The 20,543-nt window shown below is 71.8% G+C and carries 18 protein-coding genes; 12 read left to right on the forward strand and 6 right to left on the reverse strand.

Annotation, left to right across the window (positions count from 1 at the left end):
- Positions 1-19: 19 nt before the first annotated feature.
- Positions 20-622, reverse strand: a complete 603-nt coding sequence (locus ACIQ6Y_RS16050) for a phosphatase PAP2 family protein (protein ID WP_404038218.1) — start codon at positions 620-622, stop codon at positions 20-22.
- Positions 623-798: 176 nt separating this feature from the next.
- On the opposite strand from ACIQ6Y_RS16050, the gene ACIQ6Y_RS16055 reads away from it, so the two are divergent.
- Positions 799-1,653, forward strand: coding sequence for a hypothetical protein (locus tag ACIQ6Y_RS16055; RefSeq protein WP_404038221.1), 855 nt, complete (start codon positions 799-801; stop codon positions 1,651-1,653).
- Positions 1,654-1,787: 134 nt separating this feature from the next.
- On the opposite strand, the gene disA is transcribed toward ACIQ6Y_RS16055, so the two are convergent.
- Together disA and radA are read right to left on the reverse strand one after the other, a co-directional pair.
- Positions 1,788-2,912, reverse strand: a complete 1,125-nt coding sequence (disA, locus tag ACIQ6Y_RS16060; protein ID WP_404038224.1) for a DNA integrity scanning diadenylate cyclase DisA — start codon at positions 2,910-2,912, stop codon at positions 1,788-1,790.
- An 81-nt stretch (positions 2,913-2,993) separates the two neighbouring features.
- Complete coding sequence (radA, locus tag ACIQ6Y_RS16065) at positions 2,994-4,403, reverse strand: DNA repair protein RadA (protein WP_404038227.1); 1,410 nt, start codon at positions 4,401-4,403, stop codon at positions 2,994-2,996.
- Between the two features lie 297 nt (positions 4,404-4,700).
- On the opposite strand from radA, the gene ACIQ6Y_RS16070 reads away from it, so the two are divergent.
- On the forward strand, positions 4,701-6,425 hold the full coding sequence (locus ACIQ6Y_RS16070) for a hypothetical protein (protein WP_404038229.1): 1,725 nt from the start codon (positions 4,701-4,703) through the stop codon (positions 6,423-6,425).
- Between the two features lie 21 nt (positions 6,426-6,446).
- Here ACIQ6Y_RS16070 and ACIQ6Y_RS16075 read toward each other — a convergent pair whose 3' ends face one another.
- Positions 6,447-7,289, reverse strand: a complete 843-nt coding sequence (locus tag ACIQ6Y_RS16075; protein ID WP_404038232.1) for a hypothetical protein — start codon at positions 7,287-7,289, stop codon at positions 6,447-6,449.
- A gap of 95 nt (positions 7,290-7,384) precedes the next feature.
- Between ACIQ6Y_RS16075 and ACIQ6Y_RS16080 the strand changes: the two genes are divergently transcribed.
- The 4 genes from ACIQ6Y_RS16080 (at position 7,385) to ilvD (ending at position 11,818) form a co-directional block, all read left to right on the forward strand.
- Complete coding sequence (locus ACIQ6Y_RS16080; protein WP_404038235.1) at positions 7,385-8,314, forward strand: Ppx/GppA family phosphatase; 930 nt, start codon at positions 7,385-7,387, stop codon at positions 8,312-8,314.
- A 113-nt stretch (positions 8,315-8,427) separates the two neighbouring features.
- Positions 8,428-9,252: a sugar phosphate isomerase/epimerase family protein gene (locus ACIQ6Y_RS16085; RefSeq protein WP_404038238.1), complete on the forward strand. Its 825-nt coding sequence runs from the start codon at positions 8,428-8,430 to the stop codon at positions 9,250-9,252.
- Entirely contained in the window at positions 9,249-9,854 is a 606-nt protein-coding gene (locus tag ACIQ6Y_RS16090) for a TetR family transcriptional regulator (protein ID WP_404038241.1), read from the forward strand. Before ACIQ6Y_RS16085 ends, ACIQ6Y_RS16090 begins: the two co-directional genes overlap by 4 nt.
- A 110-nt stretch (positions 9,855-9,964) precedes the next feature.
- Positions 9,965-11,818, forward strand: coding sequence for a dihydroxy-acid dehydratase (gene ilvD, locus ACIQ6Y_RS16095; RefSeq protein WP_404038244.1), 1,854 nt, complete (start codon positions 9,965-9,967; stop codon positions 11,816-11,818).
- Between the two features lie 59 nt (positions 11,819-11,877).
- Here ilvD and ACIQ6Y_RS16100 read toward each other — a convergent pair whose 3' ends face one another.
- Complete coding sequence (locus ACIQ6Y_RS16100) at positions 11,878-13,971, reverse strand: serine/threonine-protein kinase (protein ID WP_404038247.1); 2,094 nt, start codon at positions 13,969-13,971, stop codon at positions 11,878-11,880.
- Between the two features lie 165 nt (positions 13,972-14,136).
- Here ACIQ6Y_RS16100 and ACIQ6Y_RS16105 point away from each other — a divergent pair, with 165 nt between their 5' ends.
- From ACIQ6Y_RS16105 to proC, 6 genes are all read left to right on the forward strand, one after another.
- Positions 14,137-14,454: an SH3 domain-containing protein gene (locus ACIQ6Y_RS16105; RefSeq protein WP_404038250.1), complete on the forward strand. Its 318-nt coding sequence runs from the start codon at positions 14,137-14,139 to the stop codon at positions 14,452-14,454.
- Between the two features lie 60 nt (positions 14,455-14,514).
- On the forward strand, positions 14,515-15,039 hold the full coding sequence (locus ACIQ6Y_RS16110; RefSeq protein ID WP_404038253.1) for an EamA/RhaT family transporter: 525 nt from the start codon (positions 14,515-14,517) through the stop codon (positions 15,037-15,039).
- A gap of 49 nt (positions 15,040-15,088) precedes the next feature.
- Positions 15,089-15,859 carry a class I SAM-dependent methyltransferase gene (locus ACIQ6Y_RS16115; RefSeq protein ID WP_404038256.1) on the forward strand — a complete coding sequence of 257 codons (771 nt, stop codon included), beginning with the start codon at positions 15,089-15,091 and terminating at the stop codon, positions 15,857-15,859.
- Positions 15,860-16,232: 373 nt separating this feature from the next.
- Positions 16,233-17,051, forward strand: coding sequence for an ABC transporter ATP-binding protein (locus ACIQ6Y_RS16120; protein ID WP_404038259.1), 819 nt, complete (start codon positions 16,233-16,235; stop codon positions 17,049-17,051).
- Between the two features lie 143 nt (positions 17,052-17,194).
- Positions 17,195-17,977, forward strand: a complete 783-nt coding sequence (locus ACIQ6Y_RS16125; protein ID WP_404038261.1) for an ABC transporter permease — start codon at positions 17,195-17,197, stop codon at positions 17,975-17,977.
- Between the two features lie 76 nt (positions 17,978-18,053).
- A complete protein-coding gene (gene proC, locus ACIQ6Y_RS16130) occupies positions 18,054-18,866 on the forward strand; it encodes a pyrroline-5-carboxylate reductase (RefSeq protein WP_404038264.1) in 813 nt (270 codons plus the stop codon).
- A 45-nt stretch (positions 18,867-18,911) separates the two neighbouring features.
- Here proC and trpS read toward each other — a convergent pair whose 3' ends face one another.
- On the reverse strand, positions 18,912-19,937 hold the full coding sequence (trpS, locus tag ACIQ6Y_RS16135) for a tryptophan--tRNA ligase (protein ID WP_404038266.1): 1,026 nt from the start codon (positions 19,935-19,937) through the stop codon (positions 18,912-18,914).
- Between the last annotated feature and the right edge of the window lie 606 nt (positions 19,938-20,543).

Raw genomic sequence — 20,543 nt, forward strand, 5'->3', positions numbered from 1 at the left:
CCCGGGCGGCTCCACGCCCCTAGGGGCGACCCGCGAACCAGGTCGCCGTCGGCCGGGAGGAGCCCCGCATCGCCTCCGTCAGCCGGGCCGCCGGGCGCGTCCCCAGACGGATCGCCACAACGGCGACCAGGGCGCCGAGCAGCAGTCCGGCGGCGACGTCGTGCGGATAGTGGACGCCGACGAACACGCGCGAGAACGCCATCAGCAGGGCGAGCGGTGCCGTCACGGCGAGCAGGACGCGCCGGGTGAGGGCCAGGGCGACGGCCGCGGCACCCGCGATCGTGGCGTGGTTGCTGGGGAACGACCAGTCGCCGGTCGGCGGACAGGCCACGAGCGGGCTCACCGCGCCGGCGACCGCACGGCACGGACGCTCCTCACCTACGGCCGACTTGAGCACCTCACTGCACACATACGCCAGAGCCGTGGCCACAGGTGCAAGGACCGCGATAGCGAAGGCGCGGGAGGTGTCCCGGCGGGCCCGCCACCACGCGACGGCGAACAGCACACCGAAGAGCAGCAGTCCCGCCTCCGTCCATGCCTCGGCCAGGTGCTGTACCCACGGAGGAGTGTCATGCGCCAGCTCGGTGATGTCCCGGTACAGCTCGGTGTCGTCGGAGTCCATGGTCACAGACGGTAGGCGACAGGCCGGTACGGTCACACCGAGCGATCGTCGGGTCGCTCGCCCGACGATCGTCAGGGGTGGGCGCACGCCGTCCCGGGATGATGATCCGGAAAAGTTGACGTTCTCAGCGGCGGGTGGGGCGGGCGACGGCGCCGATCTCTCGTACAGTTTGCGCCGTGGGATCTCTGCGCAATCCGGTCGGGCCGCTTCCCTCCTCCATCTACTGGCGACGGAGGGTCGTCATGGTGTCCATGGTCGCCCTGTTGGCGCTCCTGATCACCTGGATCGTCACCTCGGGCAGCGGCGGAAAGAACACCGCCGACGGCACCAACGGCAAGAATCCCGCGCCTTCCGCCTCCACCATCACCCCAGGCCCCGAGGGCTCCGGTCCGGCGATCAGCCAAGCCCCGGGCGGACGCGACGAGTCGGGCGTCGGCAACTCCAACGGAACGGGTTCCGAGGACGGTTCGGGTACGGGGCAGGGCTCCGACGCGGGCTCCGGGGACGGTTCCGGATCGGCGGACTCGGCCGACGGGGGCGGTACCGGCGCGGACGGGTCCGGGTCGGCCGGTGGCGCCGTCGACAGCGGCGGTGGTGCGGTCAGCACCCTGCCCGCCGGCTCCTCGCTGCCCAACTGCACCGCGAACGCCGTGACGTTGAGCCTGCGCAGCGTGCACAACGCCTACTCGCCCGACCAGACGCCCGCCTTCCAGATCACCGCGAAGAACTCCTCCGGCAGCGACTGCAAGGTCGATCTCGGGCCGAAGAGCGCGGTATTGACGATCACTCACGCCACCGCCGACGACACGTACTGGTCGTCGGCCGACTGCCCGAAGGACGCCGGCAGCCGGGTCTACCGGGTGCCCGCGGGCAGCAGCATCACCTACACCGTGCGCTGGGACCGCAAGCCGAGCGCCCCCGAGTGCGGGACGCCCCCGCCGGGGTCGGCCGGAGCGGGCACGTACCTGGTCGAGGCCCGGTCCTCCGGGTTTGCCAAGGCACAGACGTCGTTCGTGCTGAAGGCCGACTGAAGGTTGACTGAGGCTTTCACGGCCGTCGCTCGGGGTGGTGCTGTGGCCGGCCGGGCGCGGGTGCGTTGCGGTTTCTCGCGCCCGCGCGGCGGAGCCGCATACCGATACAGCCCCGCGCCCCCCGGGTCGCCCTGCTAGACGTACCGCTCCAGGATCGACGACTCCGCCAGCCGCGACAGACCCTCGCGGACGCTGCGCGCGCGGGCCTCGCCGACGCCGTCCACCGTCTGCAGGTCGTCCACGCTCGCGGCGAGCAGCTTCTGCAGGCCGCCGAAGTGCTCGACGAGGCGGTCGATGATGGCGCCGGGCAGCCGCGGCACCTTCGCCAGCAGGCGGAAGCCGCGCGGCGACACGGCCGAGTCGAGCGTCTCGGGCGAGCCGGTGTAGCCCATGGCCCGGGCGACCGTGGACAGTTCGAGCAGCTCGGCATGGGTCAGCGCGTCGAGCTCGGCCAGGGCCTCCTCGACCGTGCGGGAGCGCTTGGCGGTGGGCTCGGGGACGTAGTCCCGGACGACCAGCTCGCGCTCCGGCTCCACGCCCGCGATCAGCTCGTCCAACTGGAGGGCCAGGAGTCTGCCGTCGGTGCCCAGTTCGACCACGTACTCGGCGATCTCGGTGGCGATACGGCGGACCATCTCCAGCCGCTGCGCCACGGCGGAGACGTCGCGGACCGTCACCAGGTCCTCGATCTCCAGCGCCGACAGGGTGCCCGCGACCTCGTCCAGGCGCAGCTTGTAGCGCTCCAGCGTGGCCAGGGCCTGGTTGGCGCGGGACAGGATCGCCGCCGAGTCCTCCAGGACGCGGCGCTGGCCGTCGACGTACAGCGCGACCAGCCGCATCGACTGCGACACCGAGACGACCGGGAAGCCGACCTGCTTGGAGACGCGGTCCGCCGTACGGTGCCGGGTGCCGGTCTCCTCGGTGGGGATGGTCGCGTCGGGCACGAACTGCACGCCCGCCCGGAGGATCTTCGACAGGTCCGAGGAGAGCACGATGCCGCCGTCGAGCTTGCACAGCTCGCGCAGCCGGGTCGCGGTGAACTCCACGTCCAGCACGAAACCGCCGGTGCACATGGACTCGACCGTCTTGTCCCAGCCGAGCACGATCAGGCCGCCGGTGTTGCCGCGAAGCACCCGTTCCAGGCCGTCACGCAGGGCGGTGCCAGGTGCCACGGCGCTGAGGGAGGCGCGCATCAGGCCATCGGAACCGGCACTCCCACCGGACTTTCCGGGAGCTGCTGCCCGGTCGTTGGCTGCCACTGCACTCCTCCGGTCGCAGGTTCTGGGGCGCTCCCGTATCGCGCACTCTGTTCGTACGGACGGGCGAGACCAGGGCAAAGTCTACCGGCGGTCCTCCGCCTCCCGGGGGGCCTCTCGCCGACGGGAGCGCGGCAGGACCCTGAGGGCGTCCCCTATGTCCGCGACTTCCAGCACCTTCATACCGGCCGGGACCTTGCCAGGGTCGCCCGGCACCAGCGCGTGAGTGAAGCCGAGCCGGTGGGCCTCGGCGAGCCTGCGCTGGACGCCGGTGACGCGTCTCACCTCGCCCGCGAGGCCGACCTCGCCGATCGCGACGAGGTTCTTGGGCAGCGGGGTGTCGCTCGCGGCGGAGGCCAGGGCGAGGGCGATGGCGAGGTCGGCGGCGGGCTCCGAGAGCTTCACCCCGCCGACCGTCGCGGAGTAGATGTCCCGTTTGCCCAGTGCGCTGATTCTTCCCCTTTGTTCCAGTACCGCCAGCATCATCGACACCCGCGAGGTCTCCAGGCCGGAGGTGGTGCGGCGGGGCGAGGGGATCTGGGAGTCCACCGTGAGCGCCTGCACCTCGGCGACCAGGGGGCGGCGGCCCTCCAGGGTGACGGTCAGGCAGGTGCCGGGAACCGGCTCCGCGCGGCGGGTCAGGAACAGGCCGCTGGGGTCGGCGAGTCCGGTGATGCCCTCGTCGTGCAGCTCGAAGCAGCCGACCTCGTCGGTGGCCCCGTAGCGGTTCTTCACACCGCGCACCAGCCGCAGACGCGCGTGCCGGTCGCCCTCGAAGTGCAGGACGACGTCCACCAGGTGCTCCAGCAGGCGGGGCCCCGCGATCGCGCCGTCCTTGGTGACATGGCCCACCAGGAGCGTGGACATGCCGCGCTCCTTGGACGCGCGGATCAGGGCGCCGGCCACCTCGCGGACCTGCGCCATGCCGCCGGGGGCCCCGTCGATCTCCGGGGACGCGACGGTCTGCACCGAGTCGAGGATCAGCAGGGACGGCTTGACGGCGTCGAGGTGGCCGAGGACGGCCGAGAGGTCCGTCTCGGCGGCGAGGTAGAGGTGGTCGTCGAGCGCGCCGATGCGGTCCGCCCGCAGGCGGACCTGGCTGGCGGACTCCTCGCCCGTGACGTACAGGGTGGGGTGCTCCTCGCCGGCCGACTTCGCCGCCACGTCGAGGAGGAGGGTGGACTTGCCCACGCCCGGTTCGCCCGCGAGCAGGACGACCGCGCCGGGGACGAGGCCGCCGCCGAGGACGCGGTCCAGCTCGGGGACGCCGGTGGGGCGCGCGGTGGCCTGCCGGCCGTCGACCTGGCCGATGGGCAGGGCGGAGGTGGTGACCCGGCCGGGCGTCGTCGTGCGGACCGCGGGCGTGCCGTACTCCTCGATCGTGCCCCAGGCCTGGCACTCGGGGCAGCGGCCGAGCCACTTCGCCGTCTGCCAGCCGCATTCCGTGCAGCGGTAGGACGGACGGTCCTTGGTGGTCTTCGTACGGGCAGCCATGGGGAAACCGTAGCCGGAGGGTCTGACAACGGGTGCCTGCGTCGGGCTGCGCCTGATCGCCGTTCGTCTGCTCGCCGTGCGCGACTGGCGGCCGTCGTCGGCCGGTTGCGCAGTTCCCCGCGCCCCTTTCAGGCACATCCACCCGCGGCCCCCTCATCAAGAACCGGCCAGTTCGATCTAGATCGCGCCACCGACACCGGGGTTACTGTCCCCTTATGAGGGATCGTTTCACCCGTACGGAGTAAATGTGCTCAAGGGGCCGGAATGGCCCGCCCTCCGCCGCCTACGGTCGCACGGGTGATGAGCAGCAGCCCGGAGACCTCGACCCGCACCACCGGCGCACACCGGGCGCACCGGGAGGTGCGTGACCGCGGTGCGGCGCGTACGTTGGCGCAGCGGACGCCCGCGCGCTACGAGCCGTACCTGGACGGGCTGTTCACCTACTGCCTGTCCGTACTGTGCGACCACGACGACGCGACGGCCGCCCTGGGCGACGTCCTCGCCGTGGCCGAGCGGCGCGGCACCCGCGCCCCCGAGGCGGCCGACGACCGCAGGGCCTGGCTGTACGCGCTGGCCCGCTGGGCGTGTCTGCGCAAGATGGCCGAGGCCAAGCAGAAACGTCAGGCCACCCACGCCGCGGGACGGCACGGCCCCCGGCCGCGGCCCGTACCGCCAGGGACTCCTGCCGTGTCGGAGGAGGTCCAGGAGCAGCGGCGGCGCGAGCTGGCGCAGCTGGCCTGGCCGGAGGCGGCGGGCACCACGCCGGAGCAGCGGGAAGCGCTGGAACTGGCCGTGCGGCACCACCTGGCGGCGCACGAGGTGGCCGCGGTGCTCGGCATGGACCTCGCCGCCGCGCGGGAGCTCCTCGCGGCCGCCGCCTGCGAGGTGGAGCGCACGCGCGCGGTGCTGGCCGTCGTCGAGACAGGGGCCTGCCCGAGCGTGGCCCGGCTCATCGGTGATCACCAGCTCGTGCTGAGCAGCGCCCTGCGGCGGGAGCTGGTCCGCCATGTCGACGACTGCCCGCGCTGCCGCAGGGCGGCCGAGCGGGCCGTACCCGGTCGCTGGCCGGGAGCGAGCGTCACCCCCGAGGAACTGCCCGTCCTTCAGGCACCGCGCGCGGTGCTGCACATGGCCATGACGCACCAACCGCGCGCGCGGGGCGCGGCCGTCCCGCGCTTCGACCGGCGCGGCTTCCCGATGGACCCCAAGGACCGTGCCGCCCGGCGCGACCGGCTCCGCGCGCGTGCCGTGACGACGACCGTGGTCGCGACGGTGGTGGCCGCCCCGGTGATCGCCCTGTGGTCGGCCTACCGGGGCGAGCCGCTCGGCGCCGAGGCGGAGGGCGGCCCGGGCGCCGCCAGCAGCCGCGCGGACGAGGCCGGAGGTCTCGACGGGGTGGCCGCGGGCGGCGGCTACGAGAACGCCGGCAACGCCCGCACCCGGCCCGGAGCGGCCTTCGGCGACGGCGCCCGGTCCGACGTCTCCGTCGAGGTCGTCAGCGTCGCCGGCGCCGGGAAGAAGGGCACCGGCCAACTGGAGGTCACGGCAGGCAGCAGCGGCGACACCACGCTGATCACGCTCACCGCGTCCGGGGACGCCCCCGTGCGCTGGTCGGCCTCCACCGGCGTCGACTGGCTGTATCTCAGCCAGTCCTCGGGAACCCTCCGGCCCGGCCGGACGTTGACGATCAAGGTGTACGTCGACCATCTGCGCGAGCCCTCCGGCCACTGGCACGCGCGCGTGGCGGTGTCACCCGCCGGGGCCGTCGTCACCATCGAGGGCTACGGCACCGCACCCACCCCGTTCGACCCCGAGCCGCAGCCCACCGCTCCCCCCGAGCCCACCCCCACGCTGCCCACGCCGACCCCGACGACCTCCGCCCCCAGCGACCCGCCGACGCCGAGCGAGCCACCGCCGTCGTCACCCGACCCCGAGCCGACCCCGACCAGCCCCGAGCCCACCGACCCCGGCTCGACGCCGCCGCCCAGCGACAGCGGCGACCCGAGCCCTTCGACGTCGTAGGACGTACGACGGTCCGGACGGTCAGCCGGTCACGGACGGCCGGTCGACCGGGTCCGCCGGATGCGGAGCCACCAGCGGCAGCTGGGACGCCAGCCGCTGCTCGCACAGCTCGACCAGCCGGTCGTAGCCGGCCTTGCCCATCAGCTCGGTCAGCTCCGCCCGGTAGGAGACGTACACCGGGTCGCCCGCGCCGTGCGCCGAGGTCGCCGAGGTGCACCACCAGTGCAGGTCGTGGCCGCCCGGACCCCAGCCGCGTCGGTCGTACTCACCGATGGAGACCTGGAGGACACGCGTGTCGTCGGGCCGGTCGATCCAGTCGAACGTGCGCCGCACCGGCAGCTGCCAGCAGACGTCCGGCTTGGTCTCCAGCGGCTCGCGGCCCTCCTTCAGGGCCAGGATGTGCAGCGAGCAGCCCGCGCCGCCCTCGAAGCCCGGCCGGTTCTGGAAGATGCAGGAGCCCTGGAAGGGGCGGGTCTGGCGGGAGCCCTCGTCGTCCTCGGAGACCCAGCCGTGCTCCGTGCCCTCGTCGTGGTGCTGCCAGATGTCCGGCGTGAGGCGCGCCACATGCTCGGCGACCCGCTTCTCGTCGTCCTCGTCGGAGAAGTGGGCGCCCAGCGAGCAGCACCCGTCCGCCGCGCGGCCCGCCTGGATGCCCTGGCAGCCGCTTCCGAAGATGCAGTTCCAGCGGGAGGTCAGCCATGTCAGATCGCAGCGGAAGACCTGCTCCTCGTCCGCCGGATCCGGGAACTCCACCCATGCGCGCGCGAAGTCGAGGCCTTTCTCGTCCGCCTTCAGGGCCTTGCTCGACAGCCCCTTGGTCGATTTGGCCTTCTTGTCGTCCTTCGCCTTTTTCGTCTTTGGCACGCGTCCAGGGTAAGTCGCCCGGCAACCCCGCCGGGACCGGTCCGGCGAGGTCCGAGGGGAGGGAACACCGCCGCGCGGGCAGTAGCGTTCCGTACATGAGACTCGGTGTCCTCGACGTGGGAAGCAACACGGTGCATCTGCTGGTGGTGGATGCCCACCCCGGCGCGCGCCCCCTGCCCGCGCACTCGCACAAGGTGGAGCTGCGCCTGGCCCAACTCCTGGACGAGGCCGGAGCCATCGGCCCCGAGGGGGTCGACAAACTGATCGCCGTCATCCATGACGCCCTCCAGGCCGCCGAGGACAAGGGCGTCGAGGAACTGCTGCCGTTCGCCACCTCCGCGGTGCGTGAGGCCAGCAACGCCGACGACGTCCTCGCGCGCGTGAAGGCCGAGACCGGCGTCGAGCTCCAGGTCCTCACCGGCGCCGAGGAGGCCCGTCTCACCTTCCTCGCGGCCCGCCGCTGGTTCGGCTGGTCCGCCGGAAAGCTGCTGGTCCTGGACATCGGCGGCGGCTCCCTGGAGATCGCCTACGGCATCGACGAGGAACCCGACGCCGCCGTCTCCCTGCCCTTGGGCGCGGGCCGCCTCACCGCCGGCTGGCTCCCCGGCGACCCGCCGGACCCCGACGACGTCAGGGCCCTGCGCCGCCATGTCCGCGCCCAGATCGCCCGCACTGTGGGGGAATTCACCCGCTTCGGCGCCCCCGACCACGTCGTCGCCACCTCCAAGACCTTCAAGCAGCTCGCCCGCATGGGCGGCGCCGCCCGCTCCGCCGACGGCCTGTACGTCCAGCGCGACCTCAAGCGCGAGTCCCTGGAGGCCTGGGTGCCGAGGCTGGCCGGCATGACCGCGGCCGAGCGCGCCGAGCTCCCCGGAGTCTCGGAGGGCCGCGCCAACCAGCTCCTGGCGGGCGCCCTGGTGGCCGAGGGCGCGATGGACCTCTTCGGCGTGGAACGCCTGGAGATCTGCCCCTGGGCCCTGCGCGAGGGTGTGATTTTGCGCAAACTGGACCACATGCCGACCTAGGAGAAGCGCCCCCGAAGGGGCGCGGCGAACTGCGCGAACGGCCACATACGGCCCGCACCCGCACGTGACCGGAACCCCCAACGGCGAGTAGGCGACCACGTACCCTGTAGCTCGTGGCAAACCCAGTCGTGCGCATCCCGGACGCGAAGGTCGCCCTCTCGACGGCCTCCGTCTACCCGGAGTCCACGGCGACGGCCTTCGAGATCGCCGCACGCCTCGGCTACGACGGCGTCGAGGTCATGGTCTGGAACGACCCGGTCAGCCAGGACATCGAAGCCCTGCGCAGGCTCAGCGACCACCACGGCGTCCCGATCCTCGCCGTGCACGCCCCCTGTCTGCTCATCACCCAGCGCGTGTGGTCCACCGACCCCTGGACCAAGCTCCAGCGGGCCCGCACGGCGGCGGAGAAGCTCGGCGCGAGCACCGTCGTCGTGCACCCGCCCTTCCGCTGGCAGCGCTCGTACGCCCGTGACTTCGTCACCGGGATCTGGCGGATGGCGGACGAGACGGACATACGCTTCGCGGTCGAGAACATGTACCCCTGGCGCTACCGCGACCGCGAGATGCTCGCGTACGCCCCCGACTGGGACGTCACCAAGGACGACTACCGGCACTTCACGATCGACCTCAGCCACACCGCGACCGCCCGCACGGACGCGCTGCAGATGATCGACCGCATGGGCGACCGGCTCGGCCACGTCCACCTCGCCGACGGCCGCGGCTCCGCCAAGGACGAGCACCTCGTGCCCGGCCGCGGCACCCAGCCCTGCGCCGAGGTGCTGGAGCGGCTCGCGGCCACCCGCTTCGACGGCCATGTCGTCATCGAGGTCAACACCCGCCGCGCGATGTCCAGCGCGGAGCGCGAGGCCGACCTCGCCGAGGCGCTGGCCTTCACCCGGCTGCACCTGGCGTCCTCGACGAAGGTGCCGAGACGATGACCGAGGCGGCCTCCCGGCGGCGCGGCCGGCCCCCGCGCACCGAGTCCGCGGACACCCGCGACCGCATCCTGAACGCGGCCCGCGAGGAGTTCTCGGAACGCGGCTACGACAAGACGTCCGTACGCGGCATCGCCAAGGCCGCCGGAGTCGACTCGGCGCTGGTCCACCACTACTTCGGCACCAAGGAGCAGGTGTTCGAGTCGGCGATCGAGGTCGCCTTCGCGCCCGCCCTGAATGCCCCCGAGGCGCTCGCCGACGGCCCCCTGGACGGCGTAGGAGAGCGGCTCACCCGGTTCGTCTTCGGCATCTGGGAGAACCCCGGCACCCGTACGCCGCTGCTCGCGATCGTGCGGTCCGCCGTCAACAACGACACCGCGGCCGCTGTCTTCCGCCGCCTGGTCGCCTCCCAGCTGCTGCGCCGTATCGCCGCCCAGCTGGACCTGCCGGACGCCGAGCTGCGGGCCGAGCTGGCGGCGGCGCAGCTGGTGGGGACGGCGATGCTGCGGTACGTGATCAAGGTGGAGCCGCTGGCCTCGGCGGACCCCGAGCAGATCATCCGGCGGCTGGCGCCGGTGGTGCAGGGACACCTGACCGGCCCCTGAGCCCGCGCGCACTGAGATCCCTGTCCCGTATTCCGGACACTTCGTCCCGACACCTGGATGACCGGCGTACGCTCGGTATCAGCCCTATCTGTCTGAAGGAGCGAGCGACGATGCCCGAGCTGAGGTCCCGCACAGTCACCCACGGCCGCAACATGGCGGGCGCCCGCGCCCTACTGCGTGCCGCCGGTGTACCCGGCGCGGACATCGGCCGGAAGCCGATCATCGCGGTGGCGAACTCCTTCACCGAGTTCGTGCCGGGCCACACCCACCTCCAGCCGGTCGGCCGGATCGTCAGCAAGGCGATCGAGGAGGCGGGCGGTATCCCCCGCGAGTTCAACACGATCGCCGTCGACGACGGCATCGCGATGGGTCACGGCGGCATGCTCTACTCCCTGCCCTCCCGCGACCTGATCGCGGACAGCGTGGAGTACATGGTCGAGGCGCACTGCGCCGACGCCCTGGTCTGCATCTCCAACTGCGACAAGATCACCCCGGGCATGCTGATGGCGGCGCTCCGCCTGAACATCCCGACGGTCTTCGTCTCCGGCGGCCCCATGGAGGCCGGCCGCGCCACGCTGGTCGACGGCACGGTCCGCACCCTCGACCTGGTCGACGCGATCTCCGACGCCGTGAACGACAAGATCTCGGACGAGGACATCCTCCGCATCGAGGAGAACGCCTGTCCGACCTGCGGTTCCTGTTCCGGCATGTTCACCGCCAACTCGATGAACTGCCTGACCGAGGCCATCGGCCTGTCCCTGCCCGGCAACGGCTCGGTGCTGGCCACCCACACCGCCCGCAAGCGGCTCTACGTCGACGCCGCCCGCACGGTCATGGACCTGGTCCACCGCTACTACGAGCAGGACGACGAGTCGGCCCTCCCGCTGAACATCGCCACCTTCGCGGCCTTCGAGAACGCCATGGCGCTCGACATCGCGATGGGCGGCTCCACGAACACGATCCTCCACCTGCTGGCCGCCGCCCAGGAAGCGGGCGTCCCCTTCGGCCTGGAGGAGATCGACGCGGTGTCCCGCCGGGTGCCCTGCCTGGCGAAGGTCGCCCCGAACGTCGCCAAGGACCGTACGTACTACATGGAGGACGTCCACCGCGCCGGCGGCATCCCCGCCCTGCTGGGCGAGCTGCACCGAGGCGGTCTGCTCAACGAGGACGTCCACTCCGTGCACAGCCCCTCCCTGGCCGACTGGCTCAAGAGGTGGGACGTCCGCGGCGGCTCCCCGTCCCCCGAGGCGGAGGAACTGTGGCACGCGGCCCCCGGCTGTGTGCGCTCCGCCGAGGCCTTCTCCCAGTCCGAGCGCTGGGAGGCCCTCGACACGGACGCCGAGAACGGCTGCATCCGCTCCGTCGAGCACGCCTACTCCAAGGACGGCGGCCTCGCGGTCCTCAAGGGCAACCTGGCCGTCGACGGCTGTGTCGTGAAGACGGCCGGTGTCGACGAGTCCATCTGGACCTTCGAGGGCCCCGCGGTCGTCTGCGAGTCCCAGGAGGAAGCGGTCGAGAAGATCCTCAACAAGCAGGTGACCGACGGAGACGTCGTCGTCATCCGCTACGAGGGCCCCAAGGGCGGCCCCGGCATGCAGGAGATGCTCTACCCGACCTCCTTCCTCAAGGGCCGCGGCCTCGGCAAGACCTGCGCCCTGATCACCGACGGCCGCTTCTCCGGCGGCACCTCGGGCCTCTCCATCGGCCACGCCTCCCCCGAGGCGGCCTCCGGCGGCACCATCGCCCTGGTCGAGGACGGCGACCGCATCCGCATCGACATCCCCAACCGCACCATCGAGCTCCTGGTCGACGACGCCGAGCTGGCCCGCCGCGAGCAGGCCCTGGGCGGCAACTACGCCCCCAAGTCCCGCGTCCGCAAGGTCTCCGCGGCCCTGCGCGCCTACGCCGCCATGGCCACCAGCGCCGACAAGGGCGCGGTCCGCGACGTGTCCAAGCTGGGCTGACACCTCTTGGCGCCCCTGGGGCCGCCCTTCCCTGCCGGGGAGGGCGGCCCCTTCGCATGTCAGCGCCAGGCGGCGGGGTCCTTCGCGGGCACGGAGAAGACGGTGCCGTCGGGGGCGGAGGCGTAGACACGGCCGTCGCGGACGAGGGGCTCGGGCAGCGAGGACGGCACGCCGTCCGAGGCCGCACCCGGGCGGGGAAGTGTCTGTCCCAGCGGCCTGCCGGTACGCGCGTCCACCGCGAGAAGACGTCCGTCGGGCGTGGTGAAGTACACGTGGCCACCGTCGGCGACCGGAGCGGAGCCACGGCTCACGGACGTCTCGACGGCCCACATCCGCTTCCGCGCCTCCAGGTCCACGGCCTCCAGCGACCCGCCCGCGGCGAGGATGTACACGACACCCGTCCCCACGCCCGCCCGGGCGACCATCCGCGGCACGGGCAGCTCCACGCGCCGCACCGCCCCGTCTTCGGGGGTGTAGCGCACCACGGCCGTCGTATCCCCGGAGAGCCGGTCCTCGGCGAGAAAGTAGAGCGATCCGCCGTACGAGCCGACCGGCTTCAGCGAGCCCTCCAGCCGCGCCTCCCACCGCACGGACCCGGTCCTCGGGACCACAGCGGCGACCGTGCTGTACCCGTCGTCCCCCACACGGGTCGAGTACGCCAGGGGATCACCGGCGAACGACGCGAAGGACGGGAAATCCTGGCCCCGGATGCGGTGACTCCACACGGGCTCACCCGAGGCGCCGTCCACCCCCGTGACCGTTCCGTCGGGTCCGGTGAACAGCAGCGTGTCCCCGGCAAGATGCATGCCGTCGTGCGCCGGCATGGCGCGGTCCCAACGAGCCCTGCCCGATGCCGGGTCGAGCCCTTCCAGGCGACGGCTCTCCTCCACGAGAGGCTGGACGAGCCCACCGGACAGCACCGGCGGGCTGTCGCGCCGGGACTTCGCGGTCGAGTGACTCCACAGCAGGGCGCCGTCGGACGGATCCAGCGCGAACACCGCACCCTGCCGGCCGCAGAACAACGCGCCGTCGCCGTACGAACACTGCGGCGCGACGGACCCTCCCGCCACTGCCGCGGTCTCCCAGGCGTGGATCTCGGCCGACGTACTGTGCGTGCGCCCGGCGTCCTGCGGCCGGCGGTCCTCGTGCGCCTGCCGGAGAACCACGACGACGCCGGTCGCCACGATCCCCAGCGCGACCGCGCCGACGGCCGCCCTCCTGACCCAGCGCCGGCCGTCCGTCCGCTTCGCGGGAGCGGTGGCCGACGGCGGCAGGGACACCCCGCCGGTCCGCTGCGTCGGGATGAACGCCTGTGTGTCGTACGACGCGGCCAGCGACCGCAGATCACGCATGAGTTCGTCCGGCGTGGGCCGCTCCTCGGGCTCCTTCGCCAGACACCGCGCCACGAGCGGCGCGAGACTCTCCGGCACATCCGTCAGATCGGGCTCGTCATGGACGACCTGGTAGGCGACCACATACGGACTGTCGGAGTCGAACGGCCCCCGCCCTGTCGCCGCGTGCACCATGACCGACCCGAGCGCGAAGATGTCCGCGGCCGGACCGACCTCCCGCGGCCGCCGGAACTGCTCCGGGGCCATGAAAGGAGGCGTGCCGATCAACTTCCCGGTCTCGGTCCGCAGTTCACTGTCCTTCGGCCGGGAGATCCCGAAGTCGATGACTTTCGGCCCGTCTTCCGCGAGCAGCACATTGCTCGGCTTCAGATCCCGGTGCACGACACCCACCCGATGGATGTCCCGCAGCGCCTCCGCCAGCCCCGCCATGAGCCGGCGCAACTGCTCGGCACTCATGGGACCGTTCCGCTTCACCTCGTCGGAGAGCGTAGGGCCGGGGATGAACAGCGTGGCCATCCAAGGCCGTTCCGCCTCTGGATCCGCGTCGACCACGGGTGCGGTGAACGCCCCGCTCACCCGCCGCGCCGCAGCCACCTCCTGCCGGAACCGCCCCCTGAACTCCGGATCCCTGGCGAACTCGGCATGCACCACCTTCACCGCGAGCGTCATCCCCGAGGTGCTGCGCGCCCGATGCACGACCCCCATGCCTCCGGAGCCGAGACATGACTCCAACAGGTAGTGACCGGCGTACTCGGGAAGTTCCGCTTCCGCCCCTATCCCGATGTTGCTCTGCGGCGCCATGGACCACCCCCGTGCTCTTCGTCCGCGCGCGCGACGCACGGAGCCTAGTCGATGACTCGTACGAGGCCGAGGCGGCTTGCTAGCCTCCGTGTACGAGTTGTGCACGTCTGTTTCAAGACGTGATCCACAAGGCCCTGATACAGGGTTTCACGGGGGAGGTCTGCCATGGCAGTCGAACATGCGGCGGAAACCGCAGACGGCGACGAGGAACTGTCCGCCACCGCGTCCGGCATGCTGCGCTACTACTCGATCGCTCCGGGCGTCCGGCTCAACGTCCGCAGCGGCCCCGGCACCGGCTACCGCATCGTGCGGGTCCTCCCCGAGGGCTCCAAGGTGGCGATCTTCTGCCAGATGCCGGGCACGACGGTGACGGGTCCGTACGGCACGTCGAACCTCTGGGACAACATCGACGACGGCGAGTTCGTCTCCGACGCGTACGTCAACACGGGCAGCGACGGCTACGTGGCCTCCCGCTGCGCCTGAGCCCGCAGGCCCCTGAGGCGGAAACCGGAGCCCGCCGCACCCCAGCCGCATAATCGACCCGTGAGCGACAAGCAGAACGGCAACGGCAGCGGCACCCGGGACCAGGCGGCGGGCTCCCGGCCGCAGGCCCCCGCCCCCGAACCCCTCCGGTACTTCGGCACGACCTGGGTGGAGCACGACAACGGCTACACCCTCCGCCGCATCGCCGCCTCCGCCGGCTCGCTCGCCCTCGCCGCCGGCTCCTGCCTGGTCCTGCGGTTCGCCTACGAGGGCCTGCAGATCGCGGACATCGGCACGTTCGTCACCCTCCTGGTCACCCTGATGTTCGCCGCGTGCAGCGCGCTCGCCTTCGGCCACACCTGGGACAGCTTCCGCAAGCGCCCCGACCCCGACCGCCAGGCCTCCCTGCGCGGCCTGCTCACCATCGGCTTCGTCGGCTCGCTGCTCGCCTACTTCGTCCGCTCGCTCACCGAGGCCCCCGGCGAGAAACTGCACCGCCGGGAGTACGAGACGGCCCTGCAGGAACACCAGAAGCGTTCGGCCCGCCGGACCGGCAACCCGTCGAGGAAGCGCCGCCGCTCCTGACCCCGGAAAATCCCCCGCACACCACCCCGACCGTGGGCACGATGACCTCATGACGGCTCCCACACACAGCGCCCGAGCCCACTCCTTCAACGCGGCCGCGGCCCAGTACGCCGCCAACCGGCCCTCCTACCCGCCCGCCCTCCTCGACGCGATCGAGGACCTCGCCGGCCGCCCCCTGCACGGCGCCCGCGTCGCGGACATCGGCGCCGGTACGGGCATAGCCACCGCCCTGCTGCGCGCCCGCGGCGCCGAGGTGATCGCCGTGGAACCCGGCTCCGGCATGGCGGCCGAGTTCCGCCGCGCGCACCCCGACGTACCCCTCGTCCGAGGCGACGGCAACCACCTCCCCCTCGCCTCCGCCTCCGTCGACCTCCTCACCTACGCCCAGTCCTGGCACTGGACCGACCCCGCCCGCTCCGTCCCGGAGGCCCTGCGCGTGCTGCGCCCCGGCGGCGCGCTCGCGCTGTGGTGGAACATGGGTGCCGCGGACGTGCCCTGGATCGCCGAGGCGGGTGCCCGCCAGGCAGCGCACTTCGGCATCGACATCGAGGCCTACAAGAAGCGCGACACGCACCCCGAAGTCGCCGACCCCGAAGGCCGCCTCGGCCTCACCCCCCGCACCCTGCGCTGGAGCCGGCGCATCCCCGTCGACACCCACCTGGCCAACCTCGGCAGCCACTCGATGTTCCTCACCGACACCGAGAAACGCCGCACCGCTTTCCTCACCGCCGAGCGCGAGCACCTGCTGAAGGCCTTCCCCGACGGAATCGTCGAGGAGACCTACGACGTCGACCTGCTCGTCGCCCGCACCAACAGCTGACCCCACGGCCCGCTCCAGCCACACCTCCCGGCCGAGCGGCAACGCGTCCGTCCGCTCGAAGGCACACGCCCCTCGACGCGAGCGCCGAGCCGGGAGAGGGCAGGAGGGCAGGAGGGCAGGAGGGCAGGAGGGTACGGCGGCGGACCCACCACAGGGCACGACATCCGGCCGACCACTGAGCCCGCCGCGCCATGAAGCGGAGCTGAGCTGAGCCCTGCGCCCGCACAGCGATCCCTCCACCCACCGGTGACCGCGCAAGCGCCCCGCCGCAGAGAGCCGCCCCCGACTCCTCCGCTCACCCCGCCGCCGTGCGCCCGCGCAGCCCCGTCCCACCCGCTTGACGCGTCATCGGGGCGCGAGGATTATTCATCACATGGTGAATTATGGGTCCGAGCCCCCGGACCACGACCCCCGAACCCCCTCCCTCCGCGACCCCGACCCCCGCGACACCCCCGCCGTCCGCGCCGCCGGACTCACCGTCGTCCGCGGCCCCCGCACCGTCCTGCACGACCTCCACTTCACCGTCCCGCGCGGACAGATCACCGGACTCCTAGGCCCCTCCGGCTGCGGCAAGTCCACCCTCATGCGGGCCGTCGTCGGCACCCAGGCCAAGGTCACCGGCACCCTCGACGTCCTCGGCCGCCCCGCAGGCCACCCCCGCCTGCGCACCCGCATCGGCTACGTCACCCAGGCCCCCTCCGTCTACGACGACCTCACCGTCCGCCAGAACCTCGACTACTTCGCCGCGATCCTCACCCCCGGCCACGCGGCCGCCGCACAACGCCACAGCAACGTCACCCGCGCCATCGACGACGTCGACCTCACCAGCCACGCCGACACCCTCGCCGGCAACCTCTCCGGCGGACAGCGCAGCCGCGTCTCCCTCGCCGTCGCCCTCCTCGGCACCCCCGAACTCCTCGTCCTCGACGAACCCACCGTCGGACTCGACCCGGTCCTGCGCCGCGACCTGTGGAACCTCTTCCACGACATCGCCACCCGCCGCGGCGCCACCCTCCTCGTCTCCTCGCACGTCATGGACGAAGCCGAACGCTGCCACCGCCTGCTCCTCATGCGCGACGGCCGCATCCTCGCCGACGACACCCCCGACGCCCTGCGCACCCGCACCAGCACCGACACCGTCGAGGACGCCTTCCTCCACCTGGTCGACCAGGCGACCACGGCCCCGAACTAGGCCCCGAACCAGGACCTGCACCCGATCCGCTCCCGATCCGAGCCCGCTCCCGAACCAGGACCTGCACCCGATCCGCACCCGAATCCGCACCCGAACCCGATCCGAATCCGCACCCGAACCCCGACCCCGAAAGAGCCCACCCGATGGCCACCACGAGCCCTGCGGCACCGCCGGCCCCCACCGGTGCCCTCCACCCCGCCCGCACCCTCGCCACCGCGGCCCGAGTCCTGCGCCAGCTCCGCCACGATCCGCGCACCATCGCGATGATGGTCCTCATCCCGTGCGTGATGCTCTTCCTGCTGCGCTACGTCTTCGACGGCAGCCCGCGCGTCTTCGACAACATCGGCGCCTCGCTCCTCGGCATCTTCCCCCTCATCACCATGTTTCTGGTGACCTCCATCGCCACCCTGCGCGAACGCACCTCCGGCACCCTCGAACGCCTCCTCGCCATGCCCCTCGGCAAGGCCGACCTCATCGCCAGCTATGCCCTCGCCTTCGGCGCCCTCGCGATCGTCCAGTCCGCCCTGGCCACCGGCCTCGCCCTGTGGTTCCTCGGCCTCGACGTCACCGGCTCCCCTTGGCTTCTCCTCCTCGTCGCCCTGCTCGACGCCCTCCTCGGCACCGCTCTCGGCCTCTTCGTCTCCGCCTTCGCGGCCTCCGAGTTCCAGGCCGTCCAGTTCATGCCGGCCGTGATCTTCCCCCAGCTCCTCCTGTGCGGCCTGTTCACCCCGCGCGCGAACATGCACCCCGCCCTGGAGGCCCTCTCCGACGTCCTGCCCATGTCCTACGCCGTCGACGGCATGAACGAGGTCCTCCACCACACCGACATGACCGCCACCTTCGTCCGCGACGCCCTCGTCGTCGCCGGCTGCGCCCTGCTCGTCCTGACCCTCGGCGCGGCGACCCTCAGGCGCCGGACCGCATGACGGACAGCCGAGCAGGGCCCGCGGCGCCGGTGCGAGGATGAACCCGGACGACGCACACCCCGGAGGGCACCTGAGCATGACCCAGAAAGTCGCAGTCCTCGGCACCGGCAAGATCGGCGAAGCCCTGCTCAGCGGAATGATCCGCGCCGGCTGGTCCCCCGCCGACCTCCTGGTCACCGCCCGCCGCCCCGAACGGGCCGAAGAACTCCGCGCCCGCTACGGAGTCACCCCGGTCACCAACACCGAGGCCGCCAAGACCGCCGACACGCTCATCCTCACGGTCAAACCGCAGGACATGGGCACCCTCCTCGACGAACTCGCCCCGCACATCCCCGCCGACCGCCTGGTCATCAGCGGCGCCGCGGGCATCCCCACCTCCTTCTTCGAAGAGCGCCTCGCCGCCGGCACCCCGGTCGTCCGCGTCATGACGAACACGCCTGCCCTCGTCGACGAGGCCATGTCCGTCATCTCCGCAGGCACCCACGCCACCGCCGACCACCTCGCCCACACCGAGGAGATCTTCGGCGCCGTCGGCAAGACCCTGCGCGTCCCCGAGTCCCAGCAGGACGCCTGCACCGCCCTCTCCGGCTCCGGCCCGGCCTACTTCTTCTACCTGGTCGAAGCCATGACCGATGCCGGCATCCTGCTCGGCCTGCCCCGCGACAAGGCCCACGACCTCATCGTGCAGTCCGCGATCGGCGCCGCCACGATGCTCCGCGACAGCGGCGAACACCCGGTCAAGCTCCGCGAGAACGTCACCTCGCCCGCCGGCACCACCATCAACGCCATCCGCGAACTCGAGAACCACGGCGTACGAGCCGCCCTCATCGCCGCCCTCGAAGCCGCCCGCGACCGCAGCCGCGAGCTGGCCTCCGGCAACAACAGCTGACCCCCCGGGCGCGGCGGCTCACCCGCCGCGCCTACCCGGCGGCGCTCACCACCGCCCCGTCACCGCCCCGGTCTCAGCGGCCGGCAGCAACCCGATCGCCCGATAGGCGGCATCCACGGTCGGCCGCGCCATCGCCCGCGCCTTCTCCGCACCACGCCGCAGCACCTCCTCCACATACGCAGCATCCGCGCACAACTCCTTGTGCCTGGCCTGTACGGGCCTGAGGAGTTCGACCACGGCCTCTGCGGTGTCCTTCTTCAAGGCGCCGTACGACTCATATACACCGCTCAGGTCCGCGGGGTTCCCATTCGTGCACGCGGCCAGGATCTCCAGCAGATTCGACACCCCCGGCCGCCCCTCGCGGTCGTACACGACGTCCTGCCCGCTGTCGGTCACGGCCCGCATCACCTTCTTGCGCACCACGTCCGGCTCGTCCAGCAGATAGACGATCCCCGGCCCCACGTCGTCGCTCTTCCCCATCTTCGACGCCGGCTCCTGCAGGTTCATCACCCGAGCCGCCACCGCCGGGACCGTCGCCCTCGGCACCGCGAACGTGTGCCCGTACCGCTGGTTGAACCGCACCGCGAGATCCCGCGTCAGCTCGACGTGCTGCGCCTGGTCGTCCCCGACCGGCACCTCGTCCGCGCCGTACGCCAGGATGTCCGCGGCCATCAGCACGGGATACGTCAGCAGCGACAGCCGCACACTCCCGCCCCGCTCCCGCTCGCGCGCCGCCTTCTCCTTGTACTGGATCATCCGCCGCATCTCGCCGTCGGTGGCCACACACTCCAGTACGTACGACAGCCGCGCGTGCTCATCCACATGACTCTGTACGAATACGGTGCACAGCTCCGGGTCCAGCCCGGCCGCGAGCAGCAGCGTGGCCGCCTGCCGGCTCAGCCGGCGCACCCGCGCGGGGTCGTGGTCCACGGTCAGCGCGTGCAGGTCGACGACGCAGAACAGCGCGTCCGACCGATGCTGGTCCACCTCGGCCCACTGCCGCATGGCCCCCAGATAGTTCCCCAGCGTCAGATGCCCGGTCGGCTTGACCCCGCTGAAGACCCGCTTCATCTCTACCTCCTGGTCGAGACCGCCGCGCCCGCCGGCCGGCTCCCAGGAGGGAGAGACAAGAACGGCCGCCGAAGCGGCGGCCGTTGAGTGCATACGTGAGTCCGGCCGCCCGTCAGGCGGCCCACCACTGCTGGTGACACGTACGCGTAGTCATGACGTCCACGGTACGCCTCAGGGCCCCGTCCGGGGCCGGGTTGACACGATCTCCCTCGGTCCGTACTGTTCTCCGAGTTGTCCGACGTGAGCGCCGACCAAGGTCGGTCCCCGGACAGCCATTCCGCAAGTACCAACCACTCTCGACGTGTAGTCGGCTCGTCCGTCTGTCGTCGTGTCATTGGCATGTGTATTCGCGAAATGAGGAATCCGCGTTCGAAAGGACGCAGGCCCCCGATTAGCTCGGGAGCCAGGAATCCGCTAAAGTCTCACTCGTCGGAACGGCCCAAGCGGCCGGGAAGACAAACCCCCTGACTGGGAGTCAGACGCCGAAAGGATCTGATAGAGTCGGAACCGTCGGAAAGGGAAACGCGGAAGCGGGAACCTGGAAAGCACCGAGGAAATCGGATCGGAAAGATCTGATAGAGTCGGAAACGCAAGACCGAAGGGAAG

Source organism: Streptomyces sp. NPDC096205 (genome assembly GCF_044763135.1).
Classification (GTDB): Bacteria; Actinomycetota; Actinomycetes; order Streptomycetales; family Streptomycetaceae; genus Streptomyces.

Bases quoted from the DNA above. Each gene is read 5' to 3' on its own strand.
- ACIQ6Y_RS16050 (WP_404038218.1), bottom strand. From the start codon at position 622: ATGGACTCCGACGACACCGAGCTGTACCGGGACATCACCGAGCTGGCG.
- radA (WP_404038227.1), bottom strand. From the start codon at position 4,403: ATGGCTGCCCGTACGAAGACCACCAAGGACCGTCCGTCCTACCGCTGC.
- ACIQ6Y_RS16080 (WP_404038235.1), top strand. From the start codon at position 7,385: ATGAGACTCGGTGTCCTCGACGTGGGAAGCAACACGGTGCATCTGCTG.
- ACIQ6Y_RS16090 (WP_404038241.1), top strand. From the start codon at position 9,249: ATGACCGAGGCGGCCTCCCGGCGGCGCGGCCGGCCCCCGCGCACCGAG.
- ilvD (WP_404038244.1), top strand. From the start codon at position 9,965: ATGCCCGAGCTGAGGTCCCGCACAGTCACCCACGGCCGCAACATGGCG.
- ACIQ6Y_RS16100 (WP_404038247.1), bottom strand. From the start codon at position 13,971: ATGGCGCCGCAGAGCAACATCGGGATAGGGGCGGAAGCGGAACTTCCC.
- ACIQ6Y_RS16105 (WP_404038250.1), top strand. From the start codon at position 14,137: ATGGCAGTCGAACATGCGGCGGAAACCGCAGACGGCGACGAGGAACTG.
- ACIQ6Y_RS16115 (WP_404038256.1), top strand. From the start codon at position 15,089: ATGACGGCTCCCACACACAGCGCCCGAGCCCACTCCTTCAACGCGGCC.
- ACIQ6Y_RS16120 (WP_404038259.1), top strand. From the start codon at position 16,233: ATGGTGAATTATGGGTCCGAGCCCCCGGACCACGACCCCCGAACCCCC.
- ACIQ6Y_RS16125 (WP_404038261.1), top strand. From the start codon at position 17,195: ATGGCCACCACGAGCCCTGCGGCACCGCCGGCCCCCACCGGTGCCCTC.
- proC (WP_404038264.1), top strand. From the start codon at position 18,054: ATGACCCAGAAAGTCGCAGTCCTCGGCACCGGCAAGATCGGCGAAGCC.
- trpS (WP_404038266.1), bottom strand. From the start codon at position 19,937: ATGAAGCGGGTCTTCAGCGGGGTCAAGCCGACCGGGCATCTGACGCTG.